Here is a 17,167-nt window from a genome sequence, read left to right as displayed (position 1 = left end):
TGGAGTATTATTCAATGATAATTTTATTGCTTTAAATAAATATTCAGTTATAAAAATTGTGTTGTGTTTTAACAAAAGTGTCATTTTTTTATAGACGTAAAAAAGCCTGCATAAAAGCAGGCTTTAGTTTCTAGGGAAAATTAAAATTTAGCGCGAATACCAAAGCTGTAACGGCGATCCGCTTCAGTGTACTTCCAAGCACCACCTAGTTCAGATAGGTAGATAGAAGGCTCACCCGTTAAGTTAGTCGCATTACCTACTAGCGTAATGTTTTCGTTAATATCCCAGCTTGCAGAGAAATCTAACTGACCTCTGTCGTCACGGTAGTTATTACCGTAAACAGTGCCTTCTGCTGAAATACTGCCGTCTGAGTTAATGTTTTCTACACGTTTCTCGTTTTCAGTATCTAAGAAACTGTCACGGTAGTTATAAGCGATACGAGTAGAGAACCCTTCGTATTCCCAAAATACTTGTAAGTTGTACGTATTTTTAGAAATATCTAATAACGGGTTGCCGTTTGGTTGTTCGCTGTCTGCATACGTGTAGTTTGCATTAATACCTAAGCCAGAAAATGCACCAGGTAAGCTTGTGAAGAACTGTTGGTAACCAACTTCAAAACCTTGTACTGAGCCGTTTTCGCCATTTACATTTTTAACTGTATCGATACCCGTTAGTCCTGCATCACGCAAGCCTGCAACATGGTTAAAGCCATCAGCATCTACTGGGAAGTCAGTTGCATCTGAGTAAACTAGGTTGTCTTGTGATACACCTGCAACGTCAAGCTGACATACTTGGTTCCACTGAGTTACGTTTTGACCTGTTGAAGTGCTTGATGCAGCTTGACAGCTACTCTCGTTACTTAAGAAAGACTCAACATCTTTATAAAATACAGCGAAAGAAAGTACATTACCTTCATCAAAGTAATGCTCTACAGATAAGTCGTATTGTGTTGCGCGGTATGGTTCTAAATCAATAGAGCCTTGCGTTGCACCTGTAATGTCGTTATTAACGTCAAACGCAGGGCTTAGCTCGCTAAAGTCAGCGCGTCGCATAACTTTTGCAGCAGCAAAGCGGAATAATGTTTCGTCTGAGTAGTTATACGTAACGTTTAAGCTTGGTAAAAAGTCGCTGTAGTCATTGTCGCCAGTTACTTTTTCGCCGTTAAGGAACACGCTTGATTCTAAATCTGTAGTCACATAACGACCACCCACAATCGCAGTAATGTTATCAAAGTCTAAGTACGCTGATATATACACGGCAGCTGTATCTTCAACTACGTTACGGTATGCGCTTTCTTGGAACTCTTGGTTATCTGAAAGACTGCCTGTTGACGCTAGGTTTGTGCCTGCAAGTAACTGCTGAAGTTGAGCATAGGTATTTGCTGGGTTAGACAAACCGTTGTAGCTTAAAAACGTTAGTAGGTCGTTTTGCCCTGAATGACCTAATTGGTCAAATGAGTTGTCGTGGCTAACTGTTGTGAAGCTATTTGAAAAAGCGGCGTTGTAGTCATCAACCCATAAAGTAGCTAATGAACCATCTGAGTCGTTAAATGCATTTTTGTAAATGTCTTTAATTTCTACTTTGTATTGCTCGTATTCGTAATCACGGTTAGTAACACGTACACCTGCTTTTACTTTAGACACCCAGCTCAAGCTGCTGAGTGGCTCAAACATTTCAACATCAAAACGAATAGCTGTTTCGTCATTATCAGTTCTTCTATCTTCACTTTTAAACGTACGTAGTGCTAAGTTTTGTGGGTCAGTAAATGCATTTGGATCTGAATGAATGATGCTTGGTAATTTATTACCGTTTTGAGAAAATGCACCATCATATAAATGGTTTACTAAATCAACACCGCCGCTTGCTTCAAATGTTGATTTTTCGATTGGGCGAAGTGTAAATTCAGAATCTGGTCTTACACTTTCTGATGATGCTACCGCAATTTCACCAGAGATTTTTATACTGTCAGTAAGGTTCCACTCTGCGCCAAGTGCATTTGAAAACGAGTCGGTTTCACGAAAGTCACTGTATGTTTTAGGGATACCAAATTCGTTGGTTAACGTGTAATTATTTACGCCGTTAGCATCTTGAGTTGTATTTGCATCTGTTGATAGTGAACCTGCAACACCTAATATAGAGTTACCACTTTGCTCACCAGAGCGTTTAGTGCCACTTAAATCTAGATACACCATGCCATTACCAGATTGCGGTGCCCATTGAAGTGATAAATTTACAGCAGTACGTTTACGTTGTTCTACGTATTGCTCAACACTGTGCTCGTCTCGTACGATAGCGTTGCCACTTGGTGTATTACCTTCTTGGCCATTAATTTCGATGTCTTGAGGTTTAACACGGCTAGACGTTTCATCTTGACGAATTTCGCGATCTTGAAACGAAAACATAGCAATGGCACCAAAGGTACCCATTTCATCAAAATCCCAATTGTTACCAAGTGAACCGCTAAAAATAGGCGCTACTTTTTCTGTTTTATCAGCGTACTCACCATCTAATGAAACAGCACCAGTTAGTTTATCTAACTCTAATGGGCGAACCGTTTTTAGACTAACTGTTCCGCCTAATGCGCCTTCAATCATATCGGCAGTAGGGGACTTAACAACCTCTACCGTTTTTAAGAAGCTTGATGGGTAATCCTGTAAGCTAATACCGTCACGAGAGTCACCAATAGTAGAGCGACCATTTAATTCAACACGGTTTTGAGGTAAGCCACGAATCGAAACACTGTCACCCACACCAAAATCGGTATTAATAGATACACCAGTAATACGTTGCAGTGCTTCTGCAATATTATTATCAGGTAACTTACCAATGTCTTCAGCAACAATCGCATCTACAATACGTCCGTCAGTACGCTTAAGCATAGCGGCGGCTTTCATACTACCTAGCATGCCTTTTACTTCAATAACTTCAATATCTGCAGCTGCTGTTTCTGAAGCTGTCGGAGCCTCTTGCGCTGCAATAGTAGAAGAAGCCATTAATAAAAGGGCTGCTGCACTGATTGTTGTAGAGCTACTTCTTTTATGTTTATTAATTAATGTTGAAGTAATTTGATTGAGTTTCATGTATCTCTCCCGTTTGGGTACGACTTACGTCATTGTGTGTGTTGTTACTTGGTTTGGTTAACCAATTTAACTGCTGTTTCCCTGTAGTGTGTCATACAGGTGGTATGGTTGAAATTAGTCCAATTCAGCTTTTATTACAACCTTTGTTTACCAGAAATTCACAAGGTGTATTACAAAGTGTTCTTTTATTTTGCTTATATTTAATAAATTTAATGGCTTATGCTGTATTTTTATTTTTTATATTTTGAGTGAATTTTATTGAAGTATGTTTACCAAAGGCGTTTTTTTATATTATTTGTACTATTAAATACATTTTTTAGTACTGTTTTTAAATTTTATGTCGTACTTTTATACGTATTTAGTTTGTTTTTTAAGTGATGTTAAAATAATAATATGTTCATTGAAGGTTGGGTATGGCTTATAAATTTACGAAATAGTGAGGAGTATAAAATCATTCAATTTTCTATTGGTTATTTGTTTTGGTAATACCAATTTTCTATTGTTTTTATATTAATTTTGTATTAGAGCTTACTGATACATATCTATATATGATAATAAATAGAATGATTTTTACGCAAAAAAAAGCCCAGCATATTAATGCTGGGCTTTCTTAGATTTAATATATTAGCTTTTTAGCTCGCCTGTAGATGATTCTAAATGGGCTCTAATAAACCACTGAAATTGCTCTAGGTCAGCTAATTGGCTGGTGATCATATCTTCAGACACTGGATCTAGCTCAGAAAGAGTCTCAATTGCTTTGCGATGATCGGCATTAACGCCGTTGTATACGGCGTCAAGTGCGGCTAAATGCTCGGTTACTAACCCTTTACCTACTGAGTATTCGTTCCATGTACGACGATCTACAATAGATTTAGGCGTACCGACAGGTACTCCCCCAAGAGTCGCAATTCGCTCTGCAATGGTATCTGTCATTTCGCGGACAATGTCTACCTGTGGGTCTATCATTTCGTGTACGCCAATAAAGTTTGGTCCCACTACGTTCCAGTGAATGTGCTTTAAAGTAAGCTGTAAGTCTATCAATGCAACCATGCGGTTATCGAGCTTTGCTATTGTTTTTTGAGCTGATTCGTCACTCATACCTGGCGCGGTAAATTTAGTTGTTTTGTTTGATTCGTTATTGTTACTCATAATTTCTCCTACTTAAGTAATGTGTTGCTCATATAAAATGTTGCGTTATGAGCGTGACTTAAACTTAATGAAGCAACTGCTATGCCGTAAGTGAACTTTTTAAAAATCACTTTAAAAACATGATTTTATGTTTTTTTTGAGGTTTTAGGTGATGAAGGGAGCATTTGATTTTTGAAAAGCCTGCATACATTTGTAAAATCTGCAGACTTTATTTTAATAACGCTTAAGTGAATTTAAGTTTTGGCTATATATTCATTCGCTTTTAAAACATCGAACGGTACTATTTCTAGCGCTTTTTTATTTGTGGCTTCAAGTACCACTGGCGGCGCGACATTAGCCGAAATTGCATGCAGCCACCTTACTGCACATAAGCACCATTTATCACCGGCTTTTAAACCTTCAAAATCGTAAAGAGGGTTTGGGCTTATTAAGTCGTTACCTTGCGATTTTGAAAATTGTAAAAACTCATCAGTCATAATTGCACATACACTGTGATTGCCAAGATCTGATTCTGGTACATAACAAAACCCTTCACGTGTGTAACCACCATTACCGCAACATAGTTTTAAACGTGTGCCAAGCACATTAAATTGATTCGCCATGAAATACCTTAATTTGTGGTGTTTGATAAATTTACTCTATCAGGAGTAACTCGCTTGAGATAGCTATAAAACTTAAAAGAGGGAAGGGGGTTACACAAACTTAAGCCCGCAGCAAAATTGCGGGCTTAGTATTATTTAATACGCAGTGCCATACAATCGCTATGGCCGTTTATGATCATGCTTTTATCAACGCGTACGCCACCACCAGAGTATTTTCCGGCAGCTGTAAAACTACATATTTGTACAAAGTAATCATCTACTTTGGGCAGTGCAAATAACTGTTGATATATTTGGTCTTGCTCTGCAAAGTGCCCAGTTGTTTTTTCTATAACTTGCTGCTGTTCATCAACAAGTTGAATATTAGCGCCACAGCGTCCTACTATTGGTTTAACTACATATCCGGTTTGTAATAACTCGTCGTTAAGATCAAACGCGGTATTAAGTAAATATTTATGATTAGGGAATAAGCTCCACAGTATTGGCAAAATAGCTTTGTTACTAGGAATTAATGTCCACAGCGGTTCAAACACCATGACATTTTTACGCAGTAATACATCAACTAAGCGTGGCGTTTCACCAATTTTGAATTGTGGTTCAAAGTTATCACCTAATGATTGATCGGCTTCGCATTCTTCACGGATTTGATCAAGTGCGGTTTCCCACGACCACGTTTTCCATACATAACTCAGTTGTGCGCCATCTGCATCTATTATGTTGCCCGATTCATTCCAGCGAAGTGTGCTTAAGCCAATTACTAACTTACACTCAAAACCAGCTGCTTCAATGGCTTCTTTCATAAATAATGCATGGTAATGCTCTTCTGGTTCATCATCTTGCAGAATATGAACAAGACCTTTTACCTCACTTTTACGCCATGCCTTTACTAGGTCTTTAAATAAATTTTGGCCTGCATCTACACCTGTTTTAACACCAAAGTGTTTTGCCCATTTACCCTGAACCTTACCGCTTTCCATATAACACGATGCCGAATCGCAATTGTATTCGTAAACTTTTAAACCTGCTGTGGTTAGAGCAAAGTCAAACCGACTGGTAATTAATTGGTTTAAGCGGTTATCCCACGATTGGCGAATTTTATTAAGCACAACATCGGGTAAATTGAACTTTTTTAATAACTCAGGGTGCTGCAGTACATAGTCGGTTGCATGCATAAATAAGCCATGTAGCTCATTTGTAGCATGCTCAATGCTTTGCTGCGCCGTTTGAGATATCGCAAAGTAATTATGTTGATCCTCAGCTACTGATGTAAGTTTATGGCCTTGCATCATTTCTACGTAGGCAGCTTCATCGTCATTCGCAATATTTAACCATGACTTGTTTGCTTGGCCTGTATCTACTGCTTTATGGGCTTCTATAATAAATAAGTCGGTGTTTAGCTCTGACGTTGGCTCAGCATATTCTGTTTCATCAGTTTGTGTCATCCAGCCTAAAATAGTGGCGTCGCTGTAAGAGCACTCAATCCAATAGTCGCCATCTTTAGTTACTTTTGCTTTTAGTTCACGACACCAGCTTTGATCTTTTGGCCATATTTGGTGTCCTACATTTTGCTCAGCAAGGCGTATTTTATCTTCATATACTTCAACAACGACAGCAACATGGCCTGTTTCTTCAAACTCGCCGCCTTCTTCCCAAATAAGTAAGCTACCTACCTGAGGATGATGTTTAGCACCGTTTTTAAACGCGTTTAGTGGCAGTCTGTTTTGACTATTTACATCGCGCACAGAACGCAGCTCAAAAATATCGTAAGCCATAGCAATATCATCAAAAATATAACTATGGTTGAGATACATCCATCGACGTGCAAACTCAACGCATTGCCATTTATAGCCCATGTAAATGCCATCAAGGTAACTACGAAAGGCGCTACGATTAGGATAAATACTTTCGTCAGCCGTATCATAATCAGATGAATACACAGCAACATTACCAGGTGCGTAACCTAATAAGGTACCAAAATCACTAGCAGGAGCAGAAGATTTCATAAACAAAGGTGTTCAAAATAAAGGTGTGATAATTTGCTGACTATATGAGCGAAGCTGCGTTATAGCAAGATATAAAATATGTTTTTACGAAGGGGGATAAGTAAAAAATCACTCATTCATCATAGAGTGAAAATACGGGAGAGTACTTTTACTAATAGTGTTAGGTTTGGTGCTTTTTTGCCTTTTAGCTAGTTGAACGTTAGTAATATTTTTGACGTAATTATTACTGTTTAAAACTCAACTAAAAAATGGAGAAGCTATAGGTAGCTTCTCCATTTTTATTATTCATATTTAGTGCTTTTTATAATGTTTAAAGCAGATTAACGCGCTGCTAAATCATTTCAGCGTCTATATGGCGTATAAGGTTTGTTACCCAATTAACATACTGACGGTGAATTTTTTTGCCGTTGTAGTTTAAGTTAATTGAGTCTTTATAGTTGATTGAGTATGCCGTTTTGTCATACGCAATATCGATTGTTAATTGGTGTGTGCGAATATCCAGTACACCTTTTATTTTACCTTCACTCATAGGCGTACACTTCCAACCAAGCTGAATACATGCTTTTAGAATACCTTTTTCTACGTCAGCTTCACTGTTGGTAATTGTTGATGTTTGCGGAATAGGGTTTTGTTCAAAGTCTCTTACTGCAACAGATGTTGAACAACCAGCAAGTACAATAAGTGCTGCCGCTGTAAGTAAAATTGAGTACTTTTTCATAATAATCCTTTGTTTTTAATTTCATCCAATTGTGTTGTCTCGCCAATATATGCGCGCTTAGGTGAGATTATCGGTAAATTTATAGATGAGTGCCAGTAATAATTAGAAAATTAAGAGAGTTAACCGAGATTTATCTCGGGTATTAGCTTTGTTTATGAACTAGTTGAAGTTTAATTATTTAAGCTATAAACCAAGGATTGAAAGCAAAATTATGGGTGAAAGATTTACGTGAGCGATAACATGTATTGAGGGTAACGCTCTTTCTTTATGTTTTAAATTACTCCTATAGTCGTACTTTAGTTAATTTTTTGTTAAACTGTTGCGTTTGGTATGGATTGAAGCTAGTTAAAAGTTTTTAAAACAGGAAAAACAATGGAAGACATAATAAACAACATTGATATTAATCAATATTTACCCGCTGCAATTACGTGGGCAACCAACATATTACTGGCGATTGCAATTTTACTTGCGGGCTTGTGGTTGGCAGGCAAAGTACGCAATTTAATTATTGGCTTATGCCACAAATACACTCACCTTGATGACACGCTTTTTCGCTTTTTAGGCAGCATGGCTCGATACATCATATTAGCGTTCGTTATTATTGCTGTGTTAAATCGCTTTGGTGTACAAACAGCTTCTATTATTGCTTTACTCGGTGCCGCGGGACTTGCTATAGGCTTGGCGTTACAAGGTGCAATGTCGAACCTTGCAGCAGGCGTTATGTTGCTAATATTTAGACCTTATAAAGTGAATGACTTTATTGAGGCAGCAGGGCGCTTTGGTAAAGTAACTGAGGTCGATATGTTTACTACTATTTTACAAACGTTCGATAACCAACAGGTTATTATTCCAAATAGTCAAATTTGGGGCGCGCAAATTATAAACCATTCACATCATCCAATTCGTGGTGTGGATATGCATTTTGGTGTTGCTTACGGTGAAGATACAACGGCTGTACGTAAAGTTATAGATGCCGTACTTGAAGCGCATCCACACATACTAAAAGACCCAGCTCCTTTTGTTGAAGTAGAAACACTTAACAACAGCTCAGTAGACTTTTTAGTAAGACCTTTTTGTAAGGGCGAGCATTACTTCGATATTCTTTACACAGTGCCAGAGTTAATTAAAAAAGCACTAGATGAAAACAACATCGAAATACCTTTCCCACATCGTAAAGTTATTTTAGTTAACGAAAGCAAAGATTAACTAAATTTAAAATGATTTAAATCTAAGAGCACTTTTAAGTGCTCTTTTTTTGTCTGAAAAAGTTACATACCTGTGTAACTTTTTCTTTTATAAACCACCTCAAATACTACATTGTTATCTGTACAGCCCTTTCTTACTAGGTTGGATGGCTGGTCTTTATTTTGCATTTGCATAGTCGCTTTTAGCTTTAAAGCTCATAAAAACTATTGACCCATTAAATCAAACTGTATGAAGGACTAAACATGGCTGAATCATTTAAATACTCAGGTAATAAAGGGCATGGCGGCGAATTGCATCAAAAGGCGTCGGACGAATACCCTACCATGACCACCGCGCAGGGCTGCCCTGTAAGCGACGATCAAAACTCATTACGTGCAGGTAAGCGTGGCCCAGGATTATTAGAAGATCATATAATGCGCGAGAAGATCTTTCATTTTGATCACGAACGCATTCCTGAGCGAGTAGTGCACGCTAGAGGTTATGGTGCACACGGATATTTTGAAACTTACGACACACTTGAAGATTTAACCTGTGCAGATATTTTTCAGCGAAAAGGTGAAAAAACGCCAGTGTTTACTCGTTTCTCTACGGTTGCAGGTAATAAAGGATCGCCAGATTTAGCCCGTGATGTACGCGGTTTTGCGGTTAAGTTTTATACCCAAGAGGGAAACTGGGATTTAGTGGGTAACAATATACCGGTATTTTTTATTCAGGATGCAATGAAGTTTCCAGACTTAGTTCATTCAGCTAAAGCAGAGCCCGACCGAGGTTTTCCGCAAGCGCAAACCGCACACGATAACTTTTGGGACTTTGTGAGCTTGTCACCTGAGTCAATGCACATGGTTATGTGGGCAATGTCTGATAGAGCTATTCCGCGCTCTTTACGCTTTATGGAAGGTTTTGGCGTTCATACCTTTAAATTTATTAATGCCAAAGGCGATGAAAAATTCGTTAAATTTCATTGGAAACCAAAAGGCGGTATGCAATCGGTAGTATGGAACGAAGCACTTAAGCTTAACGGCGCCGATCCTGATTTTCATCGCAGAGACATGTGGGAATCAATTGGTAACGGCGACTTCCCTGAATGGGAGTTAGGTGTGCAAGTGTTTGATCAGCAGTTTGCTGATGAATTTGAATTTGATATTTTTGATGCCACCAAGCTTATACCAGAGGAACAAGTACCAGTACAAATTGTTGGCCGTATGGTGCTTGACCGTGTTGTCGACAACTTTTTTGCAGAAACAGAGCAAGTTGCATTTTGTACTCAAAACATTGTACCAGGGCTCGATTTTACTCCCGACCCGCTACTGCAAGGTCGTAACTTTTCATACTTAGATACTCAAACTAAGCGTTTAGGTGGTCCTAACTTTACGCATATTCCGGTGAATGCGCCTAAATGCCCAATGCGTCATTTTCAGCAAGATGGCCACATGGCAATGCACAATCCAAAAGGGCGTGTTAATTACGAGCCAAACTCGTGGAGCGGCGACGAAAATAACCCGCGCGAATGCCCAGTACATGGCTTTAAGAGCTCAAGCGAACCTGAAGTAAGCGGCGGTGATAAACTGCGTTATCGCTCAGAAACATTCAGCGATCACTACAGTCAAGCTCGCCAATTTTACTTAAGCCAAACAGAGGTAGAGCAGGCGCATATTCAATCTGCGTACGTGTTTGAGCTTTCTAAAGTTGAGCATTTACCAATACGAGAACGCTTGGTATCGCACTTGTTAAATATTGACGAAACCCTCGCAAATAAAGTGGCCGAAGGACTTGGCTTGCAAGAAATGCCAGACCCAGCAGAAGCTGCTATGCCAACACGTAAAGACTTACCTGTGTCTGATGCGTTAAGTATTTTAAAAAATGCGCCAAATACATTTAAAGGGCGTAAGTTAGGTATTTTAGTGAGTGACGGGTTTGATGCTGATATTTTTGAATCGGTTACTAATGCACTTGAAAGTGAAGGCGCAAACTTTGAAATTATTGCCCCACAAGTCGGCGGTGCTAAATGCAGTAAAGGTAAGCACTTTAAAGCAGATCAGGTTATTAATGGTGGTCCATCGGTTTTATATGATGCGGTACTTGTACTAACCACCGAAGAGGGAGCTAAAAAACTAGCTGCCATTGCAGAAGCCAAAGACTTTGTAAGTGATGCATATGCACACATGAAATTTATAGGCTTTACAAATGAGGCTAAGCCATTATTTAAAGCGGCAGGTCTTGATGGAAAAGCAGATGATGGTTGGATAGATTTAGAGGCACATTCAGCCGATAAATTTATAAATACATTGCGTAATTTAAGATATTGGAAGCGCTAGTCGATATGGGTTAGTGATAAATAAAACCACAGCATGTAAGTGTTGTGGTTTTTTTAAGCTCACCTAGCTAAGGTATTAGTTCAAGCCAACAAAAAAATTGGATATATTATGAAGCTTAATGGCGCTTGTCACTGTGGCAAAGTGGTATTTACGGTCAACTCAAAACACCCTTATCCTTACAATTTATGTTACTGCTCTATTTGTCGTAAAACCGCAGGGAGCGGCGGGTTTGCTATTAACTTGAACGCGCAATACAGCACGCTTGAAGTCACAGGGCGTGAACACATAACTATTTATCATGCAAAAATAGGCGATAAAATCAGCCCAGCAGAGCGTCATTTTTGTAAGCATTGTAGCGCTAACTTGTGGTTATACGATGCACGTTGGCCTGAGCAAGTTCACCCCTTTGCAGGTGCAATAGATAGTGAGTTACCCATACCGCCAGAGCGCACTCATTTAATGCTTGGTAGTAAAGCAAATTGGGTAAATGCGCCAATTAATGAAGGTGACAAGCAATTTGAAGAGTACCCTGATGAAAGTATTGCTGCTTGGCATAAGCGTTTAAACCTCGAAAAGTAACGCAATTTTTTGTATGAGCTAAGCTTAAATTTAGGGGCAATTAAACGCATATTTAGTTAATTAAATATTAAAAATCACCGCGTAAGTAAAGGAGAATATTATGGCAGTCTCAGCAATACCAAAAGGGTTTCATTCAGTTACACCTTATTTAACTATGAATGACGCACAAAAAGCGATAGATTTTTATTGTGATGCATTTAGTGCAGAACACGTAATGCAAATGCCTTTACCTGATGGTGGAATAGCCCATGCAGAAATAATAATTGGTGATTCGCATATTATGCTTTCAGATATTGGTTCTGAAGAGTATTTAAAAAGTCCAAAAGAACTCGGTGGTACTGCGCTAAGCCTTATGCTTTATGTTGAAGATGTTGATACCGTATTTAAAAAAGCAATTGAGCTTGGTGCAACACTAATAAGACCCGTACATGACCAGTTTTATGGGGATAGGACCGGCACTCTACAAGACCCATTTGGTCATATATGGATCATTGGTACACACAAAGAAGATGTTAGTGACGAAGAGTTAAATAATCGAATTGGGGATATAACAAATCAAGAGCAAGACGCATAATTAGCGCGTGTATGCTCTTTGTGCCTTTTTATCGCCTATTTATGGGGAATAACCCCACTAAATAGGATCTGCTTTGCCTAAAAACCAAATACACGGCTGTAAATAGTTAATACCCAAAATCTGTTATAGACCAGTATTCTCATTAAATTTATTACCAAACAAAAAGCCGTTGTATTGCTACAGCGGCTTTTTGTTTAGAGCGAATAAGCTTTAAATTTGTTGATCTATTAAGCTTCTTATTTCATTTAGCGTGGTTTCTTTTGTTATTTTACCATCTTCAAAAACAACTTCTAATAGGCCTTGTGCTTCTTCTTGCTCGGTTACGTCATCAAATAAAGTTAACTCGCCGTTTACGCGTTCAACCTTTAAAAGCCCTTTAGCTGACTTTTTCTTTGAATCAGTTTTTGGGTCTTTAAATATAGCAACACGCTTACCACTTTTTACTATGCTAGTTGCTTTTACTGCTGAGCCGTGAGTATCACGTGTAACATATTGATAGCTGTATGAACCCATACCTAAAACCACTTTTGATGCAAAACCCTTATCCATAAGTCTTTGTAAAATTTGGCGTTGGCGCGTTAAAGTAATTGCATCACCGTAAATAGCACCAATATGCTCATCAAGTAACTTGTAACCTTTAGGTGTTGTTGTACCACCAAATATGTCCCATAGACATTCAATAAGCCCTTTAACTTCGCATTCCATGAGTTCGATAGTGTTGTTGTCTTCAAACCCAAAATATTGACCGTTAAAGTAATACGCTTCATAACCTTTATTAATAACGTCGGCTTCAGCTTCATTTTGAGTTGTAAATAACTCACTGTAATCAGATACAGGCGAAACATTATATCCGGTTAACATTTTAACAGGATCCCCTGAATCGGGGCGAATAACTAGCGTGCCATCACGTGCCATTATTTCGCTTTTTAACTGCGGTAAATAATCAGTTACTAGAGTCCAAAAATCCCAAGTATCAGAAACAACACTTAAAATTCCTTTAGGTGACTGCTCTTGCATTAAGTATTTAAAAAACTCAATTTCGCCTTCCAATATCCAAGAACACGTAACCGAGTGCTCTGTTGCATCTACTGAGCAACCAACAAGTTCGTTATCTACATTTGCACCGTAATATTTTTCAGCAAATAAAACCGCAGTAATAACATCGGTACCAACAAGTCCCGATGCTAAGTGACCAAAGCCACTCATTGCTGCAGCATGTTTACCAAACATGCCTCTAAAGCTAAAGTCATGACCTTGAAATGGTACAAAATCCATATCTAAGCCAGTTTTAATTGCAAATTCTTTAAATACTTTTAAATAAGCGACAGCCGTTGTAGTGCTTGTCTGAATTGGCCAGTTTTCACAGCTTAATACCGTTTCAATCATATTAGTGAGCCATTGAAAACCCGCTTTTGTATTCACTATAGTCACTGGCGGTACTAAGTAAGGAACCAATGTCCCCTCAGGCAATGCTTTTATTTTTAATGGTAAGTAACCTAAGTCATGTAAATCTTCTAAGTACTTTACATCAACAGTATAGCCAAGCATTGAGCTCATAATACGTTTATGGTTAGCAACAGCCGTCGCTTTATCTACTTTAAAAAACTCATCCCATTCTTCTTGAAGGTAACTTTTAATAAAGTATTGAAGACCAACAAACGCGACTTTATCGTTATTTTCTATGTTACTTAGTTTGCCACTACGAGAGGTGTAATTTGCATATACCTCTGTTACGTCAGGGTGATAAGCGCGGCTATGAAATTCTTTATAAACGTCTTTTTGCATACTTGCAGCTGTAATAGTCATGGTGTTTTCCTTACATCTCAATTATTTGTAAACTAATGTTGTTACTATTTTTAAACGCATTAGCCGGTTTAAACGAATCTGTTGTGTAAATTTTATCAATTAGACCTTCAAAAACATCAAGCCCTTTTGAAAAAATGCCATGAGTTATAAAAAGAGAAATTTCAACAGCGCCATTACTTTTTAGTACCTTGGCTAGTTCGATAAAGGTTCTGCCTCCGTCACAAATATCATCAGCAATAAGTACGCTTTTACCTTTAACATCGCCAATAATTTCTGTTTTTACTATTTCGCCTGTTTTTAAGTTTCTTACTTTTTGAGCTTGAATAACTTCAGGTACACCATTGAATTTTTCTGAAATTTTAATGGTTTTTTTACTCGCCCCAGCATCTGGAGAAATAAGAGTTAGTTCGCCTTTTGCTAAGCGTTGGCTTAGCTCTTCGCAGCGTGCAAGTAACGAAATTTGTTCAATATTGGTGACTCTATTAATTAAAGCAGGGGATACATCGCTATGCGCATCCCAAATAGTCACTTTTGAGAAGTTTAAGCTATTAATGAAATTTGCCATAACAGCTGCGCCTAACGCTTCTCCTTCAACACATACTCGGTCTTGGCGTGCATAAGGAAAATAAGGAATAACAAGTTCGATAGGCGCATTTTCATTTGTTAATCTTTTTAAGGCATCGACAGCAATCATTAATCTAACCATTTTTGATGAATTGGTTAGGCGTTCAAAAATCTCTATTTTTATAGAGTCTGAAAAATTAGCGGCGTTAAACCTGATATGCTCTTCACCACCTGAAAAAGTAAAATTTTCATAATCAACTAACGATTTACTTCCTGTTGAGTCATAGCTAAATACTTTCATTTTTTGTCCTTTAAATGTTTGTGTCCTAGCGACACAATTAAATTATCAAATGTTCCTATAGTAATCAAGTTATTTTTTAAACTAACTAGCTGAACTTATAAATTGTCTGTAATTTTACTGTAGGTTGAAATTGAGATGTGTTTAATTTATTGTGTCACTAAGACCTTAACTTAATGTGAGCACGCTGTGATTAACCATTACGATATTACCGAATACAAAAATCCATTATTTACAGTCGACAGTGTGTTATTTACTGTTAAAAACGGTGCCCTAAAAGTACTGATGGTTAAGCGTGCGAGCGAGCCATTTGCAGGTCGGTGGGGGCTGCCAGGTGGGTTTGTTGACGTAGATATTGATGATAGCGTAAGTATGACTGCGCTTAGAAAGCTTAAAGAAAAAACCAGTGTGGCACCTCAATATTTAGAGCAGTTGCAAACATACTCAGGTATTAATAGAGATCCTAGAGGGTTTAGTGTCACTTTAGTTTATTTTGCTTTAATTGCAGAGGCGCAAGTATCAACCCATATAGAAACGGTTGATGATGCAAAATGGATAGATATAGATGAAGTAAATAATTTGCCAGTGGCTTTTGATCACAAGTATATTATTGAGCAAGCTAAAGCGCGTTTAAAACAAAAAGCATTGTACTCAATGGCGCCGGTATATTGTTTGCCAGAGCATTTTACCGTAGGACAGTTTAAGTCCGTAATTGAAACCATTATAGGCAAGCCTGTTCAGCGTAAAAGTATTATTAGACGTATTGAAGCTGCTGATATGTTTGAAATACTCGATGAAAAAGTTAAATCGGGCGGACGCTTAGCTCAGCTGTACAAAGTAAAAGCAGGCGTTGATATTGTAAACTTTGAGCGTAATTTAAGTGTTTAATAAATTAAGTAAGCGCTCTTAAAGTAACTATAAGAGCGTTTATTTAAGGGGAGGTGCTATAAGGTAAATACTTTAATTGTTAGAGTTATTTAGTTATTGGAGTTATTCAGAGCTATCGGCAGTAATAAAGCCTTTTAGAAACTCACTTAATGTTTTAGCTTCGTAAATGGCACTTTGTTCATCCGCGCCAAATGATATTACTTGCCCAGCTGTGCCTTGGCTGTTTGGTGCAAAATCTAGCGCTATAAAATTACCACCTCCCAAATTAAAAAATGGCACCCAATACGGAGTAACGTACATAGGTACGGTTTTTATATTACTTTCATTATCGGTGTCGAATAACTCTTCTTGAGTCCATTCATTATAAATAGACTGCCAGTCGCGCCATTCTTTTAAAATACGTTGAACGCCCATAAATGCTGTATTTTCGACACCATTATGAAGTGTTAAAAACGATTTTAGTATAGCTGGGAATGCAAAGCCGGCTTCGTTTTCAAATTCAGCATAAATAGCATCGTTGTTTTTGGGCTCAATAACATTGAGGTTATTTTGTTTTACCAACGCTTTAAAATACTGTTCAATTAATTCAAAGTTATCAGATGCATTGAGCTGTATAAAAGGCGTTAAAAAGTCAGCTTTTTCTTTAGTTAACTTTTCAGCAATAAAGCTATTTGGAACTTGGCTACAAATAAACTCTCCCATACCTTTATGAGTGAGCTCTTTTTCGTTGTTAAAAAGTGAGCGACTTGAGCTGCTATTACTTGTAAACGTATATACTTTAGGTGTAGAGGCATCGTCATTAATTGAGCTAAACCACTGATTAAATAGAGGCGTTGCTTCTACTTCCATGGTTAAAATTTCTTTGTCCTGTAAAAAAGCAATACCATACGCTTTTTCAGACGTTGTATCTGGAGTAATAATGAGTAACTTTAACGTACTCTTTGCTGTTAGATTATATATTTCTTTAAAAATAGATTCGCTAAAAATATCCATAGCATCAAAGCCATCTAAACTTTCAAACTCAGGCAGTGTATTTATTTTTATTAAATCAAAGTGAAAATCACCCCACTTATTTTCTTTTAAATTTTCAGTGTAAGTTATTATGTTTTTCATTTTATAAAATCCATTTTAAAGGTTATATATTCACCGCTACATAATATATCTTTTATTATGAAACAGAGGTAGTGAAGCATAGTGATTAGAGGTAAAGATATTTACCTGAAACGTCCGCATATTTTAACATTGTATTTAGGCTTTATTTAGTCCTGAGCTTCAAATAATTATGCATTCTTTCAAATGTTAATAATTGTCTAATTGTCTAATTGTCTAATTGTCTAATTGTCTAATTGTCTAATTGTCTAATTGTCTAATTGTCTAATTGTCTAATT

Annotated in this window: 13 protein-coding genes; 5 read left to right on the top strand and 8 right to left on the bottom strand. The window is 37.6% G+C overall.

Features of this window, described 5'->3' with window-relative positions; genetic code table 11:
• Positions 1–140: 140 nt before the first annotated feature.
• The 5 genes from WNY79_RS18960 to WNY79_RS18940 form a co-directional block, all read right to left on the bottom strand.
• The gene (locus WNY79_RS18960) at positions 141–3,080 is read right to left on the bottom strand and encodes a TonB-dependent receptor (RefSeq protein ID WP_024598844.1); all 2,940 of its coding nucleotides are present in this window, start codon (positions 3,078–3,080) and stop codon (positions 141–143) included.
• Between the two features lie 624 nt (positions 3,081–3,704).
• On the bottom strand, positions 3,705–4,229 hold the full coding sequence (dps, locus tag WNY79_RS18955; RefSeq protein ID WP_342876617.1) for a DNA starvation/stationary phase protection protein Dps: 525 nt from the start codon (positions 4,227–4,229) through the stop codon (positions 3,705–3,707).
• Between the two features lie 233 nt (positions 4,230–4,462).
• The gene (locus WNY79_RS18950; RefSeq protein ID WP_024598846.1) at positions 4,463–4,831 is read right to left on the bottom strand and encodes a DUF2237 domain-containing protein; all 369 of its coding nucleotides are present in this window, start codon (positions 4,829–4,831) and stop codon (positions 4,463–4,465) included.
• A 131-nt stretch (positions 4,832–4,962) separates the two neighbouring features.
• Positions 4,963–6,831 carry a bifunctional glutathionylspermidine amidase/synthase gene (gene gss / locus WNY79_RS18945; RefSeq protein ID WP_170071728.1) on the bottom strand — a complete coding sequence of 623 codons (1,869 nt, stop codon included), beginning with the start codon at positions 6,829–6,831 and terminating at the stop codon, positions 4,963–4,965.
• A 331-nt stretch (positions 6,832–7,162) separates the two neighbouring features.
• A complete protein-coding gene (locus tag WNY79_RS18940; protein ID WP_024598848.1) occupies positions 7,163–7,549 on the bottom strand; it encodes a hypothetical protein in 387 nt (128 codons plus the stop codon).
• A 372-nt stretch (positions 7,550–7,921) separates the two neighbouring features.
• On the opposite strand from WNY79_RS18940, the gene WNY79_RS18935 reads away from it, so the two are divergent.
• From WNY79_RS18935 to WNY79_RS18920, 4 genes are all read left to right on the top strand, one after another.
• Complete coding sequence (locus tag WNY79_RS18935; protein WP_076923657.1) at positions 7,922–8,755, top strand: mechanosensitive ion channel domain-containing protein; 834 nt, start codon at positions 7,922–7,924, stop codon at positions 8,753–8,755.
• A gap of 242 nt (positions 8,756–8,997) precedes the next feature.
• Positions 8,998–11,070 (top strand): catalase, encoded by a 2,073-nt coding sequence (locus WNY79_RS18930; protein WP_342876616.1) that lies wholly within the window; start codon positions 8,998–9,000, stop codon positions 11,068–11,070.
• A 108-nt stretch (positions 11,071–11,178) separates the two neighbouring features.
• Entirely contained in the window at positions 11,179–11,649 is a 471-nt protein-coding gene (locus tag WNY79_RS18925; protein ID WP_342876615.1) for a GFA family protein, read from the top strand.
• Between the two features lie 100 nt (positions 11,650–11,749).
• Positions 11,750–12,223, top strand: a complete 474-nt coding sequence (locus WNY79_RS18920; protein ID WP_342876614.1) for a VOC family protein — start codon at positions 11,750–11,752, stop codon at positions 12,221–12,223.
• A 210-nt stretch (positions 12,224–12,433) separates the two neighbouring features.
• Here WNY79_RS18920 and WNY79_RS18915 read toward each other — a convergent pair whose 3' ends face one another.
• Positions 12,434–14,029 (bottom strand): nicotinate phosphoribosyltransferase, encoded by a 1,596-nt coding sequence (locus WNY79_RS18915; protein ID WP_342876613.1) that lies wholly within the window; start codon positions 14,027–14,029, stop codon positions 12,434–12,436.
• A 10-nt stretch (positions 14,030–14,039) separates the two neighbouring features.
• Complete coding sequence (gene prs, locus WNY79_RS18910) at positions 14,040–14,894, bottom strand: ribose-phosphate diphosphokinase (protein WP_342876612.1); 855 nt, start codon at positions 14,892–14,894, stop codon at positions 14,040–14,042.
• A gap of 186 nt (positions 14,895–15,080) precedes the next feature.
• On the opposite strand from prs, the gene WNY79_RS18905 reads away from it, so the two are divergent.
• On the top strand, positions 15,081–15,779 hold the full coding sequence (locus tag WNY79_RS18905; RefSeq protein WP_342876611.1) for an NUDIX domain-containing protein: 699 nt from the start codon (positions 15,081–15,083) through the stop codon (positions 15,777–15,779).
• Positions 15,780–15,881: 102 nt separating this feature from the next.
• Here the strand turns inward: WNY79_RS18905 and WNY79_RS18900 are convergent, their stop codons facing one another.
• Complete coding sequence (locus WNY79_RS18900; RefSeq protein WP_342876610.1) at positions 15,882–16,892, bottom strand: SMI1/KNR4 family protein; 1,011 nt, start codon at positions 16,890–16,892, stop codon at positions 15,882–15,884.
• Between the last annotated feature and the right edge of the window lie 275 nt (positions 16,893–17,167).

The sequence above is a fragment of the Pseudoalteromonas sp. AS84 genome (assembly GCF_038900255.1).
Lineage (GTDB): Bacteria > Pseudomonadota > Gammaproteobacteria > Enterobacterales > Alteromonadaceae > Pseudoalteromonas.
The sequence above is the reverse complement of the archived record's forward strand: the minus strand, read 5'-3'. Positions and strand labels throughout refer to the sequence as shown.